A 22,359-nucleotide genomic window follows, 5' to 3' on the forward strand; every position below is an offset into this window, starting at 1 on the left:
ATGAAGAAATTACGTGTTCGCGGTTACGAGTTTTCCTACATTTGCGAGGGCAATGGACCGCCGCTTGTCTTCATTCACGGATCGGCATTGGATCTGCGGTACTGGAACGATGCGATAAAGGGTCTTTCCGACTCGTATCATTGCATCGCGCCCAGTCGCAGATTCCATTGGCCAGTCCCGACAGACCACGAGAACGTTCCATACCGCGCCCAAGACCAGATTGAGGATATGATTGCATTCATAGATGCACTCGGCTTGGGGCCTGTACATCTTGTGGGGCATTCCTATGGCGGGTATCTCGCAGCGTCCCTGGCAGGTTTGCGGCCTGATCTGACGAGATCCCTCATTCTCATGGAGCCGGGCGGATCAGCGGAAGGGCAGCGGCCAGCGCGCAGCCTTGCCGAGGACCAGAAAGAGGCGCTACTTCTGCTGCAGGCCGGCGAGACGCGAAAGGGAGTAGCCCGTTATCTTGACAGTGTCTGCGGCGGGCTGAAATGGGAGGAGCGCTTGCCGGAATTGAAGGCGATATCTCTGGCGAATGCCTCCTCCATTCTGCTTCAGATGCAAGACAAAAGTCGGCCGCCGCTTTCCGCAACTCTATTGGGCGCGGTAAAGGCTCCAACACTCGTGCTTGTCGGCAGCATGTCTCCATCTCCGTTCCCGACCATTGCGGAACGAGTCAACGAGTTGGTGCCAGATTCGCAACTCGTGCAGGTACGAAACGCTGCTCACCTTATCAACCAAGACAATCTTGAGGAATTTTTGGTGCTGGTGGAAGGCTTCTTGCGAGATATCCAAGCTTGAAGCCGAAACTGCTCAGAAATTGTGGAATCTCTGGGAAGGCAGAGCAGATCGTTGGTGAGCTCCGAGAGACTGGTTCTGAAGAGGGCATCGCGTTGGTTTCGCCCGCCGTATCGCTGGCTGGCGGGCCATTCGAACGGCGCAGGCGGGATTCGTCCTCGATGCTTTCGACCAGGCACTGCATGATCGGCGCGCCCTCAAACGTGGCGGGCTGATTCACCATTCCGACCATGGCTCGCAATGCGTGTCCATTGGATTTTCCGAACGACTGGCGGAGGCGGGCATCGAGCCGTATCAAGTCTGGCCTGGAAATTGACGTCAGCTTGTGCAAGATAACGACATGAAATCCGCAGATTGTACCACCTCCATAGCGCTTCCCCGTCCTTGACGTGAGAAGCGCTCGGCCAGCGATCCTGGGGATTGCTGCCGGAGGTGCCCGCGCGAGCGGGTGAGTGCCGCTTTATGCGCGGTTTGCTTATCAATGGTACTTCACTATGCACAATGTTTTCGAAAGCCCGTTCAGGGGCATCACTCTCGATCGTCTCGTCACCAATCCAAACATTCAGGTCGGACGATACAGCTACTATTCCGGCTATTATCACGGTCACGGATTCGATGACTGCGCCCGCTTCCTATTGCCGGACGAAGGCGTGGATCGGCTCATCATCGGCTCCTTCTGCTCGATCGGTTCGGGTGCCGCATTCATCATGGCGGGAAACCAGGGGCACAGAAACGACTGGATCAGCACGTTTCCGTTCTACTGGATGAATGAAGTTCCGTTCTTCGAGGGGGCCGAGAACGGATATCGGTCGGCCGGCGACACCATCATCGGCAATGATGTGTGGATCGGGTCCGAGGCAATCGTGATGCCGGGCATCAGCATCGGGGATGGGGCGATCATCGGAACAAGAGCGCTGGTCACAAAAGACGTCGAACCTTATGCGATCGTTGGCGGCAACCCCGCCAGAGTGATCCGAAAGCGGTTTGACGACGCCCAAATAGCGATGCTTCTCGAACTTCGCTGGTGGGACTGGAAAGACGAGGACTTGCAGAAGGCCATGCCAATCCTGACCGGCGGCGACATTGCGGCACTGCATCGCCACTGGAGGGCGGTTATTCAGCCGACGGAGTAACAGGCGCGCAAATACCGGTGTCTGCCCGTGCCCTTTGCATATGCGGCCGGGAAGGGCGTGGCGATCACAGCGCCACCGTCTTCCCCGGCCAAGGATTTCGGCCGTCCCTCAGCCAGTGAAGCGTATCCGTCCAGAATCCATCCCTGTGGCTGTCGTGGAACAGGTTGAAATGACCGATCGCCTGCCGACCATAGTCGGCAGGTGCCAGTTGGGCAATCTGCCTGTTGGCGGACGTGTAGTAGTCAAGCGTCCGGCGGATGGCGGGCAGGGTGCCGAGTTCGTCGTCGGCCATGGCGACGGCGAGGATCGGGGCCTTGACGGCTGCCATGCGTGACAATGCTGACTTGCGCTCGGGGGCCGGATGGCTGCGTTCAAATTTCGGGCCGCGAAACGACCATTCATTGGCGACGCCGGCGGGCAGGTCCTCCAGCCAGCCGAGCCGCTTTCCCGGAAAATAGCCGAACAGAGCGGTCGCGGCCGGCATCACCATGTGCCACTTCCAGAACAGTGCGGCGCGCCGGCGTACGGCATAGTCGCCCCACCAGGCGTATTGCGCGCCCATGGTCAGCATGCGGTCGATGGCCGCCGCGTTCTCCGACAGGCCCGGCAGGAAGCCGCCAATGCTGTGGCCGACGACCATGATCGGCCCGTCCGGCTGCCATGCGGTGGCAAAGCGCAAGGCTGCATCGAAGTCCTGCTCGCCCCATTCCCGCCAGAGATAGCCGCAGCCGCGAAGGTCTTGCGGTCGGGATAGGCCGATGCCGCGATAGTCATAGGTCAGGACATGGAAGCCGTGTTCGGCCAGGAAGCGCGCGTAGCGATGATAGTAGCGCGCCTGCACCCCGGTCGCCGGATTGACGATGACGCAACCCGATTGCCCGCCTGTGCGCGCCGGCCATCTGTGACCGGACAAATGCACGCCGTCGCGGCAGTACAGGCTGACGGGAATCATGACGTCATCTTGTGCGGCGGGCGGCGTATCAGGCATGTGCAAACGATAGGCACAAGCCTCGCGCATGTATATTCAAGAATAGTCATGAAACCATGAAAAATATTGGGGTCGCGTACCGTTAACCAACCGCTAACCATAGCGGAATTCATGGCAGGGAAATTGAGCGTTCCGTTCTCAATTTTGCCATGTTATAAGGCGTTACATATCGTGATTGCATATTGTAATCGGGTCTTGCAAACTGAGCTTTCGATCGATCGAACCATGCGGGTGGAGCATTGATCGGAAATGAGAATTTCGCGGCAGGGGACAGATAGCATTGCGAATTGGCGGGGTTAAAGGCGGCGCGCAGGCGCGATGGCTGGCGGTAGTGGCAATGTGTGCCGCAGCTGCTTCTTGCACGACGACGGAGACCAAGCCGGTCAAGACCTCCGCGACGAAGGAATATTTTTCCGAGAAGGAATATGGCGTAAAGGCCAGCCCGCGCGTGACGACCGCCTCGGCGAAAATCCCGCGCGGCGGCGGTCGGGCGCTTGTCGGCCAGCCCTATCAGGTTCGCGGCAAATGGTATTTCCCCTCAGAAGACGAAAACTACGCCAAGACGGGCCTAGCCTCCTGGTACGGTTCCGCGTTCCATGGCCGCCTGACCGCCAACGGCGAAATCTATGACCAGCAGTTCATTTCCGCGGCCCATCCGACCTTCCCGCTGCCGAGCTATGCCCGCGTCACCAATCTTGAAAACGGCTCTTCGCTGATCGTCCGCGTGAACGATCGCGGGCCGTACCATCCGGGTCGTATCATCGACGTTTCCGGCAAGGCTGCCGAGCTCCTCGACATGAAGCAGGCAGGCACCGCGAAGGTAAAGGTCGAATATGTCGGCCGTGCGCCGCTGAACGGCAACGACATGCAGTATATGATGGCCTCCTATGTCAAGAAGGGTGGCCGGGTTCCGCAGGACGGCTTCCCGGGCAATCTCGCTGGTGGCATCATGATGGCCGCCAACAAGATCCTGCCGAACTCGCTGTCGCACAGCGAGAATGTTCCGGTTCCGACACCTGTTCCGTCGCTGAAGGGATCGCGGCTGCCGAGCGCTCAGCCGTCGTTTGACGCCACCGCATCGAGCCTCTATTCCCAGACCGCCTTCGCCGGCCCGACACCGACGGGCGGCTATAGTGGCGATGTTCCGGTGCCGAGCGCCGAGCCGACCTCTGCCTTCGATCAGTTCGTACTTCTGCCGGAAGAAGGCCCGATTCCGCTGGCCCGTCCGGGCGGCTACATGGCCATGACGACGTCCGGCAGCAGCCTGGTCGCCGGTTATCAGGATGACGCGTCCGCCGGCGCTTCGCAGGCGCCGTTCGATGCGGTCTTGCGGCCGCAGGGCGATCTGACACCTGCCTCGATCGTCGCCTTTTACCACAAGATGCAGAACGCAGACGCCGGCAATTGACGGCCGGTCCTTCAGCCCGCATTGTCCCGGATGGATGCTTGGACGGGGTGTGAGCTGAACCATCATGCGCATTTCGCAAATCAGACAGGTTTTCGGCTGGCTGGCCTTGGTGATGGCACTGGCCGCGATGCCAGCAGCCGCCTTCGGCCAGGACTTCGAGACCAAGGCGGACCGGGTGCTGCTGCTCGAGGCGAACACCGGCACGGTGCTGATGTCGCGCAACGCCGACAGCCCGCTCCCGCCTGCCTCTCTCGCCAAGCTGATGACCATGGAAGTGGTGTTCGACGCGCTGAAGAAGGGCGAGATCACCCTCGATACGCAGTTTCCGGTTTCCGAGCACGCCTGGCGGACGGGCGGCGCGCCCTCGCGCACGACCACCATGTTTGCGGCGATCAAGTCGCAGATCCGGGTGGAAGATCTCATTCGCGGCGCTGCGGTCCAGCTCGCCAACGATGCCTGCATCATCCTCGCGGAAGGCATGGACGGGTCGGAGGAGAAATTCGCCGAACGGATGACCCGCAGGGCCGCCGCGATCGGCTTGAAGAATACGTTCTACTCCAATCCGACAGGGTTGCCGCATCCCGGCAACCGGACGACCATCGGCGATCTCGTCAGGCTCGCCGAGCATCTGAAGAAAACCTACCCTGAGTATTACCGCTACTTTTCGGAGGAATCGTTCGAATGGAACGGGATCTTCCAGCGCAACAAGAACCCGCTGATCCGGATTGACAGCGGTGTCGACGGCCTCGGCCTCGGCTATTCCGACGGCTATGGCTACGCCTATGTCGGCTCGATGCAGCGTGACGGGCGCCAGCTTTATCTCGCCTTCAGCGGCGTTGCCACGGAGAAGGACAGGGCAAGCGAGGCGGAGGCGCTGTTCAACTGGGGCATGACCGCCTTCAAGCCGCGGCACATGTTCGACGGCGGTGAAGTGGTGGGGCAGGCAAACGTTTATGGCGGCATCGCGCCAACGGTGGCGCTCAAGGTGGCGAAGCCGCTCGATCTTTACGTGCCTGCCGCCGAGAGCGCCGGCATCAGGGGCAAAATCCGCTACAACTGGCCCCTCAAGGCACCGGTGGAGGCGGGCAGCGAGATGGCGTCGCTGCAGATCCTCTCCGGCGATCAGGTGCTCGGCGAGGTGCCGCTTCTGGCCGGAGAGGCGGTCAGCCGCGGCTCTCTGGAAAGCCGGGCGATGGATGCCGCGAAATCGCTCATATTCTTCTGGATGTAGAAACCGGCCGTTTTCTGTGGCGGCCGTCGGCGGATTGTGTGCGGGACGGTTGCGGCACGATCTCGATTGAAGGTAAGGATAGCCCAACGACGGGAAATGCGCATTGGCGAACGAACCAGGATTATTCATCAGCTTCGAAGGCGGGGAAGGGGCCGGCAAGTCGACCCAGATTCGCCGGCTTGCCGAATGGCTGCGGTCGCGCGGCTATGACGTCTTGACGACCCGCGAGCCCGGCGGCTCTCCCGGTGCCGAGGCCGTGCGCCATGTGCTTCTTTCAGGCGCTGCGGAAAATTACGGCGTGCGCATGGAGGCCGTGCTGTTTGCCGCAGCCCGCTCCGATCATGTCGAACAGGTTCTGCGGCCGGCGCTGAAGCGCGGTGTAATCGTGCTCTGTGACCGCTTCATGGATTCCTCGCGCGTCTATCAGGGCGTGACCGGAAATCTGGAGCCGGAATTCATCGAATCGCTCGAGCGCGTGGCGGTGAACGGCACAGTGCCGGACTGCACCATCATCTTCGACATTCCGGCAGCCATCGGGCTGGAGCGGGCGAGAAAGCGGGCGGACGCGGCAGCGGGCAGCCTGCCGGTCGAGCCGGACCGTTTCGAGCGCGAAAAGATCGACACCCACGAGAAGCGCCGCGAAGCATTCCTGGAGATTGCTGCCAACGAGCCCGGGCGTTGCCGGGTCGTCGATGCGCAGCGCGGCGAGGAACAGATCGCCGCCTACGTTCGCGACATCGTCGAACCGCTGCTCGACAGGGTGGCCCGCGTCTCGGCCACGCATACGGAAACCGTGCAATGAGCGACGAGAGCGAGCGCATCCTCGACGGCGCGATTGCGCCGGCGCGCAACACCATGCTCTTCGGCCATGAGGATGCGGAGCGCTTTCTGGCGCAATCCTATCGGTCCGGCAAGGGACACCATGCCATCCTGATCGAAGGGCCGGAGGGCATCGGCAAGGCGACGCTCGCCTACCGGTTTGCCAACCACATCCTCACCCATCCGGAGCCTGAACATGCGCCCGATCATATATCGGATCCGGATCCCGACAGCCCGGTGAGCCGTCAGCTTGCCAGCGGCGCGTCGCACAATCTCCTGCACCTGGAGCGGCCCTTCGACGAGAAGAGCGGACGATTCAAGACAGCGATCACTGTCGACGAGGTCCGCCGGGCCGGCAAGTTCTTCGCTCAGACCTCCGGCAGCGGCAACTGGCGGATCATCATTCTCGACCCGGCCGACGACCTGAACCGGAGCGCCGCCAACGCCATCCTGAAAATTCTCGAGGAGCCGCCGAAGCGGGCGCTGTTCCTGGTGCTGTCGCATGCGCCGGGCAAGCTGTTGCCGACCATCCGCTCGCGATGCCTGTCGCTCAGACTGTCACCGCTCGATGACCTGGCCTTGCAGAAGGCTCTGGACCACCTGCAGGTGCGTGTGGAGCCGGGTGCTGCCGGTAGCCTTCTGGCGGCTGCCAAGGGCAGCGTCTCGGAGGCGCTGAAGCTTTTGAACTATGGCGGCGGAGAAATTATCTCCGCCTATCAGGATGTGCTGGCGCAGCGGGGACCGGCGGCGCGCCAGGCCATGCATCGGCTGGCGGACGCCTTGTCACAGAAGGGTGCGGATACGATCTACACCTTCTTCACGGCCCATATCGCCACGGAGCTGATGGATCGGGCCCGGCAAGCGGCTCATTCGGGTGATCTCGCGGCCGCAGAGCGCTATGCGACGCTGACCAGCGCCGTCAACGAACAGCTTACGGTGGCCGATGCCTACAATCTCGATCGCAAGCAGACGATCATCTCCGTGCTGGAATCGATCAGCCAGTGAAGACGGTTCAGTCCGTTATGGATTGTCGTTCTTTGTGACCTTGCGCGCGACCCAGGAATAGCTGTCGGTCACGACATGGACGGGCGCTTCGACGATCTTCTTGAAATCCTTGCCGGTCGGCAGAATTTTCTTGATTCGCGTCATCGCGCGGGCGGCGAAGCCGGGATCTTCCTCCTCGGGCGGCATGGGCACGACGACCGGGGCAGGGGCCGCCGGAGGCTCGGCGCTCGCCTGGAGGCCATTGCCTGTCGGTTGTTCGCTCTGCGTGGCCGGCGCCGGCGTCGGCACAGGGACCTTTGCCGGCAGCGTGGTCTTGGCCTGCTGTTTGGGCTTGACCTCCGGGGCGGCAGGCTTCTCAGGCGTGGCGGCCGGAGTTGCCTCGGAACTGGCCTTGGCCGCGGCGGCGGCTGCCTGCATGGAGCCGGGCTCGTCCGCCTGGCAAACGGCGATCACCATCGGAAATTCAGCATCGGAATAGCCGTCGAGGACATTGGCCGTATCCTGATCGCAGGCGGCGACGGTCGTCCATTGCTGGTTCGCCGTCGCGATGAAATTGCACTTGGTAGCGGTGTCGTCACATCCAAGGATGGTCATGATCACCAATGCTGCAGGTTGCATGACTGCCGACCTTTTTTCTTCGGTTGCCGTGTTGCTATTGCTTATAGGGGAGACATTGCCGCAAAACCAAGGCGGGTAATGTAAAATTTGGAATCATCTCAGTCGGCCGACCAACAAGCGGGAGCGACATCTTGCGGATATCTATTGCAACAGAAACGCCGCGCCAGCCGGAAATCCTGCGCCTGATCGCGCTTTCGGACGAATACATGGCGTCTCTCTATCCGCCGGAAAGCAATCATCTTCTTGACATCGAGACGCTGGAGCGGCCGGAGGTCAGCTTTCTCGTGGCGCGAGGTGACGGAAAGGTGCTCGGATGCGGGTCGTATGTCGCCCATGACGGCTACGGGGAGATCAAGCGGATGTTCGTCGACCCGCAGGCGCGCGGATTGAAGATCGGCGCGCGCTTGCTGGAAACGATCGAGCGGCTGGCCATGGAGGCGGGTCTGGCGGTTCTGAGGCTGGAAACCGGCATCCACCAGCCAGAAGCGATCGGGCTCTACCGTCGCTTCGGCTATGTGGAGATCGAGCCTTTTGCGGACTATCGTCCCGATCCGCTCAGCCTGTTCATGGAGAAGCGGCTGTCCTGAGGCCCGTGCTGTGCCGGATCAGATATCCAGATTGTCGGCAAACTCTGCGCGGTCCTGGATGAAGCGGAAACGCGCCTCGGGCTTGGTGCCCATCAGGCTGTCGACCGCATCGCGCGTGCCTTCGAAATCCACCTGGTCGATATCGACGCGGAGCAGCGTGCGCTTGCCCGGATCCATGGTGGTTTCCTTGAGCTGCGCCGGCAGCATTTCGCCGAGACCCTTGAATCGGCCGATTTCGACCTTCTTGCCCTTGAACACCGTTTCCATCAGTTCCGCCCGGTGCGCGTCGTCGCGGGCGTAGAGCGTCTTGCCGCCCTGCGACAGCCGGTAGAGCGGCGGTACGGCAAGGAAGAGATGGCCCTGACGGATGAGGTCGGGCATCTCCTGATAGAAGAAGGTGATCAGCAGCGAAGCGATGTGCGCACCGTCGACGTCGGCATCGGTCATGACGATGATGCGTTCGTAGCGGAGGTCCTCCTCGCGGTATTTCGACCGCGTGCCGCAGCCAAGCGCCTGGATGAGGTCGGCCAGCTGCTGGTTGGCCGTCAGCTTTTCGCGGCCGGCGCTGGCGACGTTGAGGATCTTGCCGCGCAACGGCAGGATGGCCTGATTGGCGCGATTGCGCGCCTGCTTGGCGGAACCGCCGGCCGAATCGCCTTCGACGATGAACAGTTCGGCGCCCTGGGCGACGTTCTGCGAGCAATCGGCGAGCTTGCCCGGCAGGCGCAGCTTGCGGACCGCCGTCTTGCGATTGACCTCGCGCTCCTTGCGGCGGCGAAGGCGTTCCTCGGCGCGTTCGATCACCCAGTCGAGCAGCTTCTCTGCTTCTGCCGGGTTGTCGGTCAGGAAGTGGTCGAAGGGATCGCGCAGGACGTTCTCGACAATGCGCTGCGCTTCGATCGTCGCAAGCCTGTCCTTCGTCTGGCCGACGAATTCCGGCTCGCGGATGAAGACCGACAGCATGCCGACGGCCGAGATCATCACGTCGTCCGTGGTGATCTGGGCTGCCCGCTTGTTCTGCGTCAGTTCCGCGTAGTTCTTCAGGCCGCGCAGCAGCGCCATGCGCAGGCCGGCCTCATGTGTGCCGCCTTCGGGCGTGGGGATGGTATTGCAGTAGGAGTGAAGCTGCGCGTCGCCGCCGTACCAGGTGACTGCCCATTCGACCGCGCCGTGGCCGCCGGTCTTCTCCGTTTTGCCGGCGAAGATTTCGCGCGTGACGGTGAAGTCTTTGCCAAGCGTCGCCTTCAGATAGTCTTTCAGCCCGTCGGGGAAGTGGAACACCGCCTTGTCGGGGATGTCCGAACCTTCGGGCAGGACGCCGGGATCGCAGGCCCAGCGGATTTCCACGCCGCCGAAGAGATAGGCCTTCGAGCGGGCCATCCGGAAGATCCGACCGGGATCGAAGCGGGCGGCGGGGCCGAAGATCTCGGGATCGGGATGGAAGCGGACACGCGTTCCGCGGCGATTGTGGATGTCGCCCAGATCCTCGATGCCGCCAAGCGGAATGCCGCGCGAGAAGCACTGCCGGTAGAGGCGGCGGTTGCGGGCGACCTCGACCTCGAGACTGTCGGACAGCGCGTTGACGACCGAGACGCCGACGCCGTGCAGACCGCCGGAGGTCTCGTAGGCCTTGCCGTCGAACTTGCCGCCGGCGTGCAGCTTGGTGAGGATGACTTCGAGCGTCGACTTGCCAGGCACCTGCGGATGGTTTTCGACCGGAATGCCGCGGCCGTTGTCGGTCACCGTCAGGAAGCCTTCCGTATCGAGATGGACCTCGATGAAGTTGGCATGTCCGGCGACGGCTTCGTCCATCGAGTTGTCGATGACTTCGGCGAAGAGATGGTGCAGCGCCTTTTCGTCCGTCCCGCCGATATACATGCCCGGCCGCATGCGGACAGGCTCAAGGCCCTCCAGTACGCGGATGGCGGAGGCGTCGTAGTTGTCGGAGGAGGCAGTCACCGGTGCGGGTGGCGCGGCCGGTGCAGGTCGCGGCTTCACTTCCGCTGCCTTGGGGGCAGGCGGGGTTGCCTCGTCGCTTCTGGCCGGTGTTCCGGTTGCGAGGGTCGAAAAGAGATCGTTGCTATCGTCCATATGACCGTTCGAATTCCAGGCTCAATCTGTGAGAGAAGCATCCGCATCCCATATTTCAGTCGCATTTTGCAACTCGGATGCGAATCAACTCAATTCTGCCAGAAAGCGCGGATGCGCGCGATTCCCGGCACATTTTTCGTTTCAGGTTTGCTTTCGCGCGGACCCGATGGCAAGGCAATAAGGGGTGGGGAGCGCGACTGCATGCCGATGTCCACAGTTCATTTCATTCTACGCACCGGCTTGGCCGTCTTCCTGGCGCTCTCTGCCGAAAGTGCTGTGGCCGGGGATCTTGTCGGCCCCTACAAGGACAAGCTCTTTTCCGACCAGACGGTGCTCGAAAGCCGCGACAATGGCAATTTCCGCGTGATCGACTACCAGGAGATGCGCGACATCAACGGCCGCGACCGCATTCCCGAACGTTATGTGAAGTCCGAATACCAGTCTCTCGGCGTCCGGCGCAAGCAGGTGATGGAGACGCTCGACATTGGCGGACTGAAGCTCGATGTCGGGCGGGTGGGGCCGGATGGCGGCCAACGGTTCACGGTGATCTTCATTCACGGACGCGGTGGAGACCGGCGGCTCGGGATGAACGACAATTCCTTCGGCGGCAATTTCAACCGGCTGAAGAACCTTGCTGACCGAAACGGCGGCACCTACTACGCGCCCAGCATTCCGGTGTTCGATCAATCCGGCGTCGATCGCGTCACGGCGCTGATCGACTATGCCAGCCGGCGCGCACCCGGCACTCCGGTGATCCTCAGCTGTGCGTCCATGGGCAGCTTCCTCTGCTGGGCGGTGGCCAAGGAGCCGGCGGCGGTCGCCGAACTCAAGGGGATGGCCATTCTCGGCGGCGCGACCGATCCCGATTTCACCAAGAGCGCCGCCTACAAGGCGAAATTGCCGATCTATTTTACCCATGGCGGCAATGATCCGGTCTATGCGGCGAAGGATCAGGTGGCGCTCTACGAGACGCTGCACGGCAAGGGATATCCGACCCGCTTCGACCTGTTCAACAGCGGCTCGCACGGCACGCCGGTGCGCATGAGCGACTGGAAACGGATGCTGAACTGGATCGTCACCGCGCAGTGACTGACGTTATTTTCCCGCTCAGGTAGCCGATTGCGGAAGAAATCGCCAAAATTGGCGAAAAATTGAATGCAAACAGGCCTCCGCTGCTTTGCAATCCGGGCATGCTCCTTTAAGAACACAGATGGTGGATCAAGGCCGGGACGGAGGCCTTTTTCCGATTGGCGATGAGGAAAGGGCGGAGCCTCTCGTCTACCAGCAAACAGGCGCCTTACGACCAACCTCATCAATGGCACCAACGCCTGTCCTGGCATCATGTTGTTACTGCCCCACAAATTTAAGGATGGTATTTGCGGATGACCCCGAATGTCCGACCGCTTGTTGCGGGTAACTGGAAGATGAACGGAACGCGCGCGTCGCTTGACCAGATCAAGGCGATCGCAGCCGGTGTGAACAAGCCGCTGTCGGAGAAGGTCGACAGCCTGATCTGCCCGCCTGCGACCCTGCTTTACGTTGCGACGTCACTGGCGACCGACAGTCCGCTGGCGATCGGATCGCAGGATTGCCACCAGAACGTGTCGGGGGCACATACCGGCGACATTTCCGCCGAGATGGTCGCGGACTGCTTCGGCACCCATGCCATCGTCGGTCATTCCGAACGCCGCACCGACCATGCCGAAACCGATCACCTCGTCTGCGCCAAGGCAGAGGCGGCCTATGGTGCCGGCCTGACGGCGATCATCTGCATCGGCGAAACGCAGGCGGAACGCGAAGCCGGCCAGACGCTCGATATCCTCAAGCGTCAGCTTTCCGGGTCCGTGCCGGACAACGCCACGGCAGAAAATACCGTGATCGCATACGAACCAGTCTGGGCGATCGGCAGCGGCCTGACGCCGACGCTCGACGACGTCGCCGAGGCGCATGCCTTCATGCGGGCAGAACTGACAGCGCGTTTTGGCGCGGAGGGCCTGTCGATGCGCATCCTCTATGGCGGCTCGGTCAAGCCGGGCAATGCCAAGGAACTGATGGGAGTCGCCAATGTCGACGGCGCACTCATTGGCGGCGCCAGCTTGAAAGCGAGCGACTTCCTCGCCATATGGTCGGTCTATGAAGAGCTTACCGCCTGAAATGCGGCAATAGACCGCGTCAAAGGGCTTGGAATGCGAGCGCGGCTCATGTAAAGAGCCGCAATCCAATCATTTCGTATGCCCGCGACCATTCGCGGGCAGGACCGGAAAATCATGCAGACTGTTCTTATCGTAATCCATCTGATGATCGTGCTCGCGCTGGTCGGGCTGGTGCTTATCCAGCGTTCCGAAGGCGGCGGCCTCGGCATCGGTGGGGGCTCCGGCTTCATGTCGGCCCGCGGCACGGCCAATGCGCTGACCCGCACGACCGCCATCCTGGCGACGCTGTTCTTCATCACGTCGCTCGGCATGAGCATCCTTGCCCGCTATCAGGGCGATCCGACCGACATTCTCGACCGCATTCCGCAGTCGACGTCGACCGACGGCACCGGTAGCGGCGCCGGCGTTCTCGACAAGCTTGGCGGCTCGGTCAACAGCCAGACGCCTGCCGCGAATGGCACGACGCAAGCTCCGACCACGACGGCTCCGTCGACCACAGCTCCGGCTGCGGGCGCGGAAACCCCGGCTCAGGGCTCGACGGCCCCGACACAGACCCCTCCGGCCGATAATTCGGGCGTCCCGACCGGTCAGTAAGGGCCAGTCACCAGCATCACTCTCCGGCAGGTCAATGACCTGCCGGTTTTCTTTTGTGCGTATTTTGCTTGTCCACCTAAAATTTCGGGAAGCGGAATTTAGGGGCTAGCGGAATCAGTTTTGAAACGGTATCCGGTGAATCCCATGGCGCGATATGTATTCATCACCGGCGGCGTGGTTTCCTCCCTTGGTAAGGGAATTGCGGCCGCAGCTCTTGGAGCACTCCTGCAGGCCCGTGGCTACAGAGTCCGGCTTCGCAAACTAGACCCCTATCTCAATGTCGATCCCGGCACGATGAGCCCGACCCAGCACGGGGAAGTGTTCGTGACCGACGACGGCGCGGAGACGGACCTCGATCTCGGTCACTATGAACGCTTTACTGGCCGTTCGGCGACCAAGACCGACAACATCACCACGGGTCGCATCTACAAGAACATCATCGACAAGGAACGTCGCGGCGACTATCTCGGCGCGACGGTGCAGGTCATTCCCCACGTGACGAACGAGATCAAGGACTTCGTTCTCGAGGGCAATGACGACTATGATTTCGTCCTCTGCGAAATTGGCGGCACTGTGGGCGACATCGAGGCGATGCCGTTCATGGAAGCGATCCGCCAGCTCGGCAACGACCTGCCGCGCGGCACAGCCGTCTACGTCCACCTGACCCTCATGCCGTATATCCCGGCGGCAGGTGAGCTGAAGACCAAGCCGACGCAGCATTCGGTCAAGGAACTGCAGGCGCTGGGCATCCATCCGGATATCCTGCTGGTGCGTGCCGACCGGGAAATCCCCGAGGCGGAACGCCGCAAGCTTTCTCTGTTCTGCAACGTTCGCCCGTCGGCGGTCATCCAGGCGCTCGACGTCGCCAACATCTATGACGTGCCGATGGCCTATCACAAGGAAGGCCTCGACAACGAGGTACTAGCGGCTTTCGGGATCGAACCGGCGCCGAAGCCGCGCATGGCGGCCTGGGAACAGGTTGCCGACCGCATCCACAATCCGGAAGGCGAAGTCACAATTGCCGTCGTCGGCAAGTACACCGAGCTCAAGGACGCCTACAAGTCGCTGATCGAAGCGCTTCACCACGGCGGCATCGCCAACCAGGTGAAGGTCAATATCGAGTGGATCGAATCCTCGATCTTCGAGGAAAAAGATCCGGCGCCCTATCTTGAAAAGGTGCACGGCATTCTCGTCCCCGGCGGCTTCGGCGAGCGCGGATCGGAAGGCAAGATCCAGGCGGCAAAGTTCGCCCGCGAGCGCAAGGTGCCGTATTTCGGCATCTGCTTCGGCATGCAGATGGCCGTCATCGAGGCGGCTCGTCATCTGGCCGGCATCGAGAAGGCATCGTCGACCGAATTCGGCCCGACGTCCGAGCCGCTGGTCGGCCTGATGACCGAGTGGATGCGCGGCAACCAGCTGGAGAAGCGTTCGTCATCCGGCGATCTCGGCGGCACGATGCGCCTTGGCGCCTATCGCGCGGCGCTCAAGAAGGGCTCCAAGATTGCCGACATCTACGGCTCGACTGAAATTTCCGAGCGCCACCGCCACCGCTACGAAGTTAATGCCGAGTACAAGGAGAGGCTCGAAAGCTGCGGCCTGGAGTTCGCCGGCATGTCGCCGGACGGCCTGCTGCCGGAAACGGTGGAGTATCCGGATCATCCGTGGTTCATCGGCGTCCAGTACCATCCGGAACTAAAGAGCCGTCCGCTGGAGCCGCATCCGCTCTTTGCAAGCTTCGTCGAGGCAGCGCTGGAACAGAGCCGTCTGGTCTGACGCGAAAGTCGCCAAGACGCAATGACATCAGAAAACCCGGCTCAAAGGCCGGGTTTTTCATTTTTGGACAATGTCGGGTTCAAACGATCTCAGGCCTCAGGAGGATGACCGGGCAGGGGGCCGCGGCCGGCAGTTCCGGCGCATGCGGCGGCCGGACGATCAGGCAATCGGCCTGCGCGAACACCTTCATCATGGACGAATCCTGCTTGCCGAAAGGCTCGGCCAGCTGATGGCCGGAGCTGTCCTTGATGAGCCGCGCGCGCATGTAGTTCTGGCGCTGTCCGTTGGCGGGCAGGGAGCTTGCCGAGAGGACTGTTGCCTTGCGGTTGACCGGCGGCAGGTGTGCGAGCTTTCTGATCAACGGTTCGGCAAAGAGCAGGGCGCAGACGAGGCTGGAGGCGGGGTTGCCGGGAAGACCCAGCACCTGCATGCCATCGAGCCTTCCAACCATCAGCGGCTTGCCGGGACGCATGGCGATCTTCCAGAAGTCCAGTTCCATGCCGCAATTCTTCAAGGTCTTCTGGACAAGATCGTGATCGCCGACCGAGGCGCCGCCGAGCGCCACCAGGACGTCCGCATTGGCAGCCTGCGCCTTACGGATGGCGGCGGCGATCGCCTCCTCGTCGTCCGGGGCGATGCCGAGATCAAGGATATCCGCGCCGGCCTTGCGCAACAGCGCTCCGATGCCGAAGGTGTTCGAGGCGATGATCTGGCTCGGGCCGGGCCGGGAGCCGGGCTGCAGGAGCTCATCGCCGGTGGCAAGGACGGCAACCAGCGGCTTACGGAAGACCGCAACCGATGCATGGTTCATCGCTGCGGCGACGGTCAGCTTGGTGAAGTCGAGCGCAGTCCCTGCCGAAAGCACGACCTCACCCTCGGCGAAATCCTGGCCGCGGGGACGGATATGCCGTCCCGTCTCGGGCAGAAAGTTCGCACGGAAGCGGCCTTCTCCGGCGATTTCGGTGTCTTCCTGGATCAGCACCGTGTCCGCGCCGACAGGCACCGGCGCGCCGGTGAAGATGCGGACGGCTTCGTTCCTGCCGATGTCGCCATCGAAACCATGGCCGGCAGAGGATGTCCCGATGACGGAGAGTTCCGCGCCGATGGACGCGATGTCCTTGGCCCGTATCGCATAACCGTCCATTGCGGAGGCGTCGAACGGCGGCTGGGTGAGACGGGCTGCGAGATCGGTGGCGAGAACACGGTCGCCGGCCATGGCGAGCGGTAGCTCTTCGGTGGCGGTGACGGGGTTGGCCGCTCTCAGCAGCCGCTCAAGGGCATCTTCGACCGGCAGCAGGCTCATGGCTTCAGGCCTTCGTGTTGCGGAAATGACCGGACTTGCCGCCCGTTTTCTCCATCAGCCGGATGCCGCTGATTTCCATTTCCTTGTCCGCGGCCTTTGCCATGTCGTAGATCGTCAGGCAGGTCACGGAGACCGCCGTCAGCGCTTCCATCTCGACGCCGGTCTTGCCGGTGAGCTTTGCGGTGGCCGAAACCCGAAGGCCGGGCAGGGTGGCGTCTTCCGTGATGTCGACCGTCACCTTGGTGAGCATCAGCGGATGACAGAGCGGAATGAGGTTGGCGGTCTGCTTGGCGGCCATGATGCCGGCAATGCGCGCCGTGCCGATCACGTCGCCCTTCTTGGCGTTGCCCTCGGCGATCAGCTTGAGCGTTTCCGCACGCATGCGGACATAACCTTCAGCAACCGCAACGCGCTCGGTCTCGGTCTTGTCGCCGACGTCGACCATGTGCGCTTCGCCGGACGCGCCGATATGGGTGAGGCTGGCTTTCCCGGTCGTCATTCGGCAGCCATCGCGCCGGACGCACCGGTCAGCAGTTGGCGGGTCGCGGCGGTGACATCGTCCTGCCGCATCAGGCTTTCGCCGACGAGGAAGGTCGAGATGCCGGCCGCCTTCAGCCGTTCGCAGTCGGCATGGGTGAAGATGCCGCTTTCGCCGACCAGCAGGCGGTCCGCCGGCACCATGGGCGCCAGTGCCTCGCTGACGGCGAGGCTGACCTCGAAGGTGCGCAGATTGCGGTTGTTGATGCCGACGAGCGGCGAGGTGAGCTTGAGGGCTCTTTCCATCTCGGGTGCATCGTGGACCTCGATGAGGACGTCCATCCCGAGGCCAAGGGCCTCGTCTTCCAAACGCCTTGCATCGTCATCGGAAAGCGATGCCATGATCAGGAGAATGCAGTCAGCCCCCCAGGCGCGGGCTTCGTGCACCTGATAGGTCTCGAACATGAAATCCTTGCGCAGCGCCGGAAGGCCGCAGGCATCCCGCGCCTTGGTCAGGAATTCGGGCGCCCCCTGGAAACTTGGTGTGTCGGTCAGAACGGACAGGCAGGCAGCGCCGCCCTCTTCGTAGGCCCTGGCGAGCGCGGGGGGATCGAAATCCGGACGGATCAGCCCTTTCGACGGGCTCGCCTTCTTGATCTCGGCGGTCAGGCCGAAGGAGCCGTCCTGCCTGCGGGCTTCGAGCGCCTTATAGAAGCCGCGTGGCGGAGCCTGGTCGGCGGCCATCGCCTTCAGTTCGGCGAGCGGCACGGCCGATTTCGCAGCGGCGATCTCTTCGCGCTTGTAAGCTTCGATCTTGCGCAGAATGTCGGTCATGAACTTTAACCTATCCTCATTCGCCGCTGTTGGAAACGGCGACGAGCTTTTCCAGTGCGGAAGACGCACCGCCGTCCTCGAGCGAGTGCGTGGCGATCTTCATCGCGTCGGCGATCGTCTCGCCCTTGCCGGCCACGATCAGCGCTGCCGCCGCATTGCAAAGCGCGACATCGCGATAGGCGTTCTTCTTGCCCATCAGCACCTCGCGCAGCGCCTTGGCGTTGGCGACGCCGTCGCCGCCCTTGAGGTCGGCAAGCGTGGCGGTTTCGACGCCGAAATCCTTCGGCGTCAGTTCGAATTCGCGGATCTTGCCATCCTCGAGCGCCACAACATTGGTCACGCCGGTGGTGGTGATTTCATCCATGCCATCGCCGAACACCGTCCATACCGTCGTCGAGCCCATGTCCTTGAGCGATTCCGTCAACGGGCGCAGCCATTGCCGGGCAAAGACGCCGAGCAGCTGGTGCTTGACGCCGGCCGGGTTGGAGAGGGGGCCGAGAAGGTTGAAGATCGTGCGCGTGCCGAGCTCGACCCGGGTCGGGCCGACATAGCGCATGGCGGAATGATGCATCTGGGCAAACATGAAGCCGATGCCCGCTTCGGCGATGCAGCGGGCAATGGCGTCGGGGCCGATGTCGAGCTTCACGCCCAGCGCCGATAGACTGTCAGCGGCGCCGGACTTGGAGCTCAACGCCTTGTTGCCGTGCTTGGCGACGGGCACGCCGGCACCCGCCGTGATGATCGCGGCGAGCGTCGAGATGTTGTAGGTGCCCGTTCCGTCGCCGCCTGTGCCGACGATGTCGACGGCATTTGCGGGCGCTTCGACCGTCAGCATCTTGGAACGCATGGTGGTGACCGCGCCGACAATCTCGTCGATCGTCTCGCCGCGCACGCGGAGCGCCATCAGGAAGCCGCCGATCTGCGAGGGCGTTGCCTCACCCGACATCAGGATGTCGAAGGCCTGGCGCGCTTCCTCGCGGTTCAGGGCCTCGCCGGCGGCCGCCTTGGCGATAAAAGGTTTGAGTTCTGCCATCGCCTGGTAGCTCCCCTCGTTCCGGTTTACCGGACCAGCGCCTGTTCGGCGAGCTGCTGATTGATCGATACGCCGTACTTCGCCTGCAGTTCGCTCACCATTTCGTCCAGGATGTCGTCGCCGGCGGCCTTGGCCATCTGGTCGATCGTCTGGTCCTGGTTGTCGAGCGCGGTCGTTGCCGGCTTCGGATCATCCGCCGTAACCTTCAGGAGAACCTGATTGCTCCCGTCGCTGGTCGCGCCGGTCGCCACGGTCCCGACCGGGCCGGAAAAGGCTTCCTGGATGGCCGCGGAGCCGATGATCGGATCGTTGGAGTGACGGGTCAGGCCGCTCTTCTGCTCGACGGCGATCTTCAGCTCGTCAGCGATCGCCTGCAGCGTCTCACCCTTCTCGACGCGCAGCTTCAGCTTCTCGGCGAGGGCGCCCAGTGCTTCCTTCTGCTGTTCGGCAGTCCAGTCCTGCGTCGCCTGGGCCTTCACCTCGTCGAGCGTGCGGTCGCGGTCCGGAGTGATGTCCACGACCTCGTACCAGAGATAGCCGTTGCGGCCGATGTTGAGCGGCAGGTTTTCCACGCCGACATCGGTCTGGAAGGCTTCGGAGACCAGGTCCCTGCCGGTCGGCACATCGGCGACCGGCTTGCCGTCCGGACCATTGCCGTCGGCATCAATCGCGTCGATGGTGACAACCTTCAGGCCCAGTTCCTTCGCCGCGTCGGTGAGCGAGGAGCCGCCGCCGCGCAGGTCTTCGTACCGGTCGTGAACGGACTGGATTTCATCGAGCGCGTTGTTCAGCGCCAGATCCTTGCGGACCTGATCCTTGACCTCGTCGAGCGTCTTGGTCACGGCCGGCTTGATGTCCTTGACGCGCAGGATGACCGGTCCGAAGGCACCCTTGACGACGCCCGAAGTCGCGCCGTCGGTCTCGATGGCGAAAGCGGCATCGGCGATTGCGGCATCCGGAACGCGGGCCTTGGTGAAGGTGCCGAGCGTGACGTCGCTTTCGGTCTTGCCTTGTTCCTTGGCGAGATCGTCAAAGCTCTTGCCGGCCTGCAGTTCCTTGAGCGCCGCGTCTGCCTTGGCCTCGTCGGCAAAGGTCAGCTGCTCGATCGTCCGGGTCTCGGCAGTCGTGTAGCGGTCCTTGTGCTCCTCGTAGTCCTGCTTGACCGCATCGTCGGTAACGGCGGTCGGATCGGCGATATCGGAAGGCTCGAGCTTCACATAGGCGATCTTGCGGAACTCCGGCGCATGGTAGCGCGCCTTGACCGTGTCGAACCACTTCTGCAGCACTTCGTCCGAAGGCGCCTGGACCGGATCGATATTGGCGTCGGTCAGGAGCAGGTAGTCGACCGAGCGGGTCTCGTAACGGTACTGCTTCAGCGCATCGATCAACACCGGCGGGGCGGTGAAGCCGCTGCCGACAGCGTCGATGATCTGGCTGCGCACGGCGACATTGCTACGCTCGGCGATATAGTCCTGTTCGCGGATGCCGGCGTTACGCAAGAGAGCGGTGAACTGCTGGCGATCAAAGGCGCCATTCAGGGACTTGAAGGCCGGATCTTCGGCGATCAGACGGGCGAGCCGGTCCTGCGACAGGCCGAGATTCATGTCGTCGGCCAGCTGGTCGAGGGCGGCGCCCGCCGAAAGCTGCGCATAGACCTGACGGTCGACGCCGAAGGCCTTGGCCTGCTCCAGCGTCAGCTGTGTGCCGAACTGCTGGCTGAGCGCCGCCATCTGCCGCTGGAACGCGAAGTGCAGGTCGGTGACCGACACCTTCTGATCGCCAACGGTGATAACGGTGTTGCCCGCAGGCGCGAGCAATGATGCCGAAACGCCCCATATGCCGAAGGAGCCCACCAGAACGATCATCAGCAGTTTCGCCACCCATGTCTGCGACGCGCGTCTCAGTATCTGGAACATCCGGTGTCTTCCTCGTCATACGATGCTGCGCCCGTTTGTTTTTTCGGGCGCAGGAAACATTTTTGTGAACGTTCCTTAAAGCAAAGCGCAGCGGAATTGAAGGCGGCGAGCGGTGAAAAAAGGGCAGCGCGACCGACATTCGGGCACGCTCTTAACGCCGTCTGCATGGACCCGTTGGACAGGTGTCGCCGTTGTGGCCTAAATGATCGGGAAAGGAGACCCCATGACCTGTCCGTCTTACACGATTCACAGCCGGAACTGCCATTGCGGTTGGAACAATGCTTTTCCGCCGGCCTACACGGCAGAACCGGGCCAGACACTGACATTCGAGTGCAAGGATGCATCCGGCGGCTATTACACGGCCGAGAGCACCTCGGCGGATGTCGGCGGGCAGGATCCCGCGACGATCAACCCGGTGACCGGCCCGATTTTCGTCGACGGCGCGAATCCCGGGGATGTGCTGAAGATTACGCTCGACAGCTTCGCGCCGGGCGGTTTCGGCTGGACGGCGATCATTCCGGGATTCGGACTGCTGGCGGACCAGTTTAAGGATGCTCGCCTCAATCTCTGGTCCTACGAGCGGGACCTCAAGACGCCCGCCATGTTTGGTGGCCATGCCCGAGTTCCGTTGAAGCCGTTCACCGGCACGATCGGCGTTGCACCCGCGGAGCCCGGCACCCATTCCGTCATCCCACCGCGCCGGGTCGGCGGCAACATGGATATCCGCGACCTGTCGGCCGGTTCCGTTCTCTACCTGCCGGTGGAAGTGGAGGGGGCATTGCTGTCGATCGGGGATACGCATGCGGCGCAGGGTGACGGGGAGGTGTGCGGAACGGCAATCGAGAGCGCGATGTCCGTCACCGTCACAGTCGACCTGATCAAGGATCAGCCGCTGCGCTTTCCGCGTTTCGAGACCGCTGGACCGGTCACCCGTCATATCGACGGTGCGGGCTACGATGTCACAACGGGAATTGGCCAGGACCTGATGACCGCCTGCCGGGATGCCGTTTCGGGGATGATCGACCTCCTGGCCATGAGCCGTGGGATGTCGGCGGAAGATGCCTACATGCTCTGCTCGGTTTGCGGGGACTTGCGCATATCCGAGATCGTCGATGCGCCGAACTGGGTCGTCTCGTTCTACTTCCCGCGCGCTGTCTTCACCTGAAAAGCGAAACGGCCCGATTTTCGGGCCGTTCGCATTTTCGTCAGTGTGCCATGATCAGTTTCGATCTCAGCGACCCCGAGGGTTCGCGATCAAAAATCTGCGCGATATTGGGGTTGCGCAGCGGCGTGCCGCTGTCATCGACCACAATGTTCTGCTCGGACACGTAGGCCACATATTCGGACTCGTCGTTTTCGGCCAGCAGGTGGTAGAACGGCTGGTCCTTGCGCGGTCGGATTTCGGCCGGAATGGAATTCCACCATTCTTCCGAATTGGCGAATTCGGGATCGACGTCGAAGATCACGCCCCGGAAGGGAAATATCCGGTGACGCACGACATCTCCGATATTGTACTTGGCGTTCTGGATCTTCATGGGCTTTATCCTTTCCCTGAAATATTTGGGTTGGATAGGCCATGATATCAAGGGTCTGCC

The 22,359-nt window shown here is 62.3% G+C and carries 21 protein-coding genes and 1 pseudogene; 13 read left to right on the plus strand and 9 right to left on the minus strand.

Annotated features, from left to right (window positions below; translation table 11 throughout):
- From ACU5AY_RS07550 to catB, 3 genes and pseudogenes are all read left to right on the plus strand, one after another.
- Positions 1-804 carry an alpha/beta fold hydrolase gene (locus ACU5AY_RS07550; protein ID WP_446828600.1) on the plus strand — a complete coding sequence of 268 codons (804 nt, stop codon included), beginning with the start codon at positions 1-3 and terminating at the stop codon, positions 802-804.
- Positions 805-901: 97 nt separating this feature from the next.
- Positions 902-1,093 (plus strand): annotated as a pseudogene (locus ACU5AY_RS07555) (IS3 family transposase); the annotation flags it as partial.
- Positions 1,094-1,295: 202 nt separating this feature from the next.
- Entirely contained in the window at positions 1,296-1,934 is a 639-nt protein-coding gene (gene catB, locus ACU5AY_RS07560; protein WP_446828971.1) for a type B chloramphenicol O-acetyltransferase, read from the plus strand.
- A 64-nt stretch (positions 1,935-1,998) separates the two neighbouring features.
- Here the strand turns inward: catB and ACU5AY_RS07565 are convergent, their stop codons facing one another.
- A complete protein-coding gene (locus ACU5AY_RS07565) occupies positions 1,999-2,886 on the minus strand; it encodes an alpha/beta hydrolase family protein (protein ID WP_446828601.1) in 888 nt (295 codons plus the stop codon).
- Between the two features lie 310 nt (positions 2,887-3,196).
- Here ACU5AY_RS07565 and ACU5AY_RS07570 point away from each other — a divergent pair, with 310 nt between their 5' ends.
- From ACU5AY_RS07570 to ACU5AY_RS07585, 4 genes are all read left to right on the plus strand, one after another.
- On the plus strand, positions 3,197-4,330 hold the full coding sequence (locus ACU5AY_RS07570; protein ID WP_446828972.1) for a septal ring lytic transglycosylase RlpA family protein: 1,134 nt from the start codon (positions 3,197-3,199) through the stop codon (positions 4,328-4,330).
- Positions 4,331-4,394: 64 nt separating this feature from the next.
- Positions 4,395-5,561 carry a D-alanyl-D-alanine carboxypeptidase family protein gene (locus ACU5AY_RS07575; RefSeq protein WP_446828602.1) on the plus strand — a complete coding sequence of 389 codons (1,167 nt, stop codon included), beginning with the start codon at positions 4,395-4,397 and terminating at the stop codon, positions 5,559-5,561.
- A gap of 103 nt (positions 5,562-5,664) precedes the next feature.
- Complete coding sequence (tmk, locus tag ACU5AY_RS07580; RefSeq protein ID WP_446828603.1) at positions 5,665-6,363, plus strand: dTMP kinase; 699 nt, start codon at positions 5,665-5,667, stop codon at positions 6,361-6,363.
- Positions 6,360-7,385, plus strand: a complete 1,026-nt coding sequence (locus ACU5AY_RS07585) for a DNA polymerase III subunit delta' (RefSeq protein WP_446828604.1) — start codon at positions 6,360-6,362, stop codon at positions 7,383-7,385. The genes tmk and ACU5AY_RS07585 overlap by 4 nt, the downstream gene beginning before the upstream one ends.
- Before the next feature lie 15 nt (positions 7,386-7,400).
- On the opposite strand, the gene ACU5AY_RS07590 is transcribed toward ACU5AY_RS07585, so the two are convergent.
- The gene (locus tag ACU5AY_RS07590; protein WP_446828605.1) at positions 7,401-8,003 is read right to left on the minus strand and encodes a hypothetical protein; all 603 of its coding nucleotides are present in this window, start codon (positions 8,001-8,003) and stop codon (positions 7,401-7,403) included.
- 131 nt (positions 8,004-8,134) lie between these two features.
- Between ACU5AY_RS07590 and ACU5AY_RS07595 the strand changes: the two genes are divergently transcribed.
- The gene (locus ACU5AY_RS07595) at positions 8,135-8,590 is read left to right on the plus strand and encodes a GNAT family N-acetyltransferase (protein WP_446828606.1); all 456 of its coding nucleotides are present in this window, start codon (positions 8,135-8,137) and stop codon (positions 8,588-8,590) included.
- An 18-nt stretch (positions 8,591-8,608) separates the two neighbouring features.
- On the opposite strand, the gene parE is transcribed toward ACU5AY_RS07595, so the two are convergent.
- Positions 8,609-10,681, minus strand: a complete 2,073-nt coding sequence (gene parE, locus ACU5AY_RS07600) for a DNA topoisomerase IV subunit B (RefSeq protein WP_446824164.1) — start codon at positions 10,679-10,681, stop codon at positions 8,609-8,611.
- A 201-nt stretch (positions 10,682-10,882) separates the two neighbouring features.
- Between parE and ACU5AY_RS07605 the strand changes: the two genes are divergently transcribed.
- The 4 genes from ACU5AY_RS07605 to ACU5AY_RS07620 all read left to right on the plus strand — a co-directional run bounded on the left by ACU5AY_RS07605 (position 10,883) and on the right by ACU5AY_RS07620 (position 15,201).
- Positions 10,883-11,770, plus strand: a complete 888-nt coding sequence (locus ACU5AY_RS07605) for a dienelactone hydrolase family protein (protein WP_446828607.1) — start codon at positions 10,883-10,885, stop codon at positions 11,768-11,770.
- A 293-nt stretch (positions 11,771-12,063) separates the two neighbouring features.
- On the plus strand, positions 12,064-12,834 hold the full coding sequence (tpiA, locus tag ACU5AY_RS07610) for a triose-phosphate isomerase (protein ID WP_446824166.1): 771 nt from the start codon (positions 12,064-12,066) through the stop codon (positions 12,832-12,834).
- Between the two features lie 114 nt (positions 12,835-12,948).
- Positions 12,949-13,428, plus strand: a complete 480-nt coding sequence (gene secG, locus ACU5AY_RS07615) for a preprotein translocase subunit SecG (protein ID WP_446824167.1) — start codon at positions 12,949-12,951, stop codon at positions 13,426-13,428.
- 135 nt (positions 13,429-13,563) lie between these two features.
- Positions 13,564-15,201, plus strand: coding sequence for a CTP synthase (locus ACU5AY_RS07620; RefSeq protein WP_446828973.1), 1,638 nt, complete (start codon positions 13,564-13,566; stop codon positions 15,199-15,201).
- Positions 15,202-15,280: 79 nt separating this feature from the next.
- Here ACU5AY_RS07620 and ACU5AY_RS07625 read toward each other — a convergent pair whose 3' ends face one another.
- Genes ACU5AY_RS07625 through ACU5AY_RS07645 form a run of 5 tightly spaced genes read right to left on the minus strand, consistent with a single transcriptional unit; the run spans position 15,281 to position 20,764 of the window.
- Positions 15,281-16,504 carry a molybdopterin molybdotransferase MoeA gene (locus tag ACU5AY_RS07625; RefSeq protein WP_446828608.1) on the minus strand — a complete coding sequence of 408 codons (1,224 nt, stop codon included), beginning with the start codon at positions 16,502-16,504 and terminating at the stop codon, positions 15,281-15,283.
- A gap of 4 nt (positions 16,505-16,508) precedes the next feature.
- Entirely contained in the window at positions 16,509-17,003 is a 495-nt protein-coding gene (moaC, locus tag ACU5AY_RS07630) for a cyclic pyranopterin monophosphate synthase MoaC (protein ID WP_446828609.1), read from the minus strand.
- Positions 17,000-17,815, minus strand: coding sequence for an indole-3-glycerol phosphate synthase TrpC (gene trpC, locus ACU5AY_RS07635; protein WP_446828610.1), 816 nt, complete (start codon positions 17,813-17,815; stop codon positions 17,000-17,002). Before trpC ends, moaC begins: the two co-directional genes overlap by 4 nt.
- A 16-nt stretch (positions 17,816-17,831) precedes the next feature.
- Positions 17,832-18,848, minus strand: a complete 1,017-nt coding sequence (trpD, locus tag ACU5AY_RS07640) for an anthranilate phosphoribosyltransferase (protein WP_446828611.1) — start codon at positions 18,846-18,848, stop codon at positions 17,832-17,834.
- A 26-nt stretch (positions 18,849-18,874) separates the two neighbouring features.
- Positions 18,875-20,764, minus strand: a complete 1,890-nt coding sequence (locus tag ACU5AY_RS07645) for a SurA N-terminal domain-containing protein (RefSeq protein WP_446828612.1) — start codon at positions 20,762-20,764, stop codon at positions 18,875-18,877.
- A gap of 223 nt (positions 20,765-20,987) precedes the next feature.
- Between ACU5AY_RS07645 and ACU5AY_RS07650 the strand changes: the two genes are divergently transcribed.
- Positions 20,988-21,929 (plus strand): acetamidase/formamidase family protein, encoded by a 942-nt coding sequence (locus ACU5AY_RS07650; protein ID WP_446828613.1) that lies wholly within the window; start codon positions 20,988-20,990, stop codon positions 21,927-21,929.
- A 40-nt stretch (positions 21,930-21,969) separates the two neighbouring features.
- Here the strand turns inward: ACU5AY_RS07650 and hspQ are convergent, their stop codons facing one another.
- Positions 21,970-22,299: a heat shock protein HspQ gene (hspQ, locus tag ACU5AY_RS07655; RefSeq protein ID WP_261930081.1), complete on the minus strand. Its 330-nt coding sequence runs from the start codon at positions 22,297-22,299 to the stop codon at positions 21,970-21,972.
- Between the last annotated feature and the right edge of the window lie 60 nt (positions 22,300-22,359).

It is taken from the genome of Rhizobium sp. PAMB 3174 (assembly GCF_052908375.1).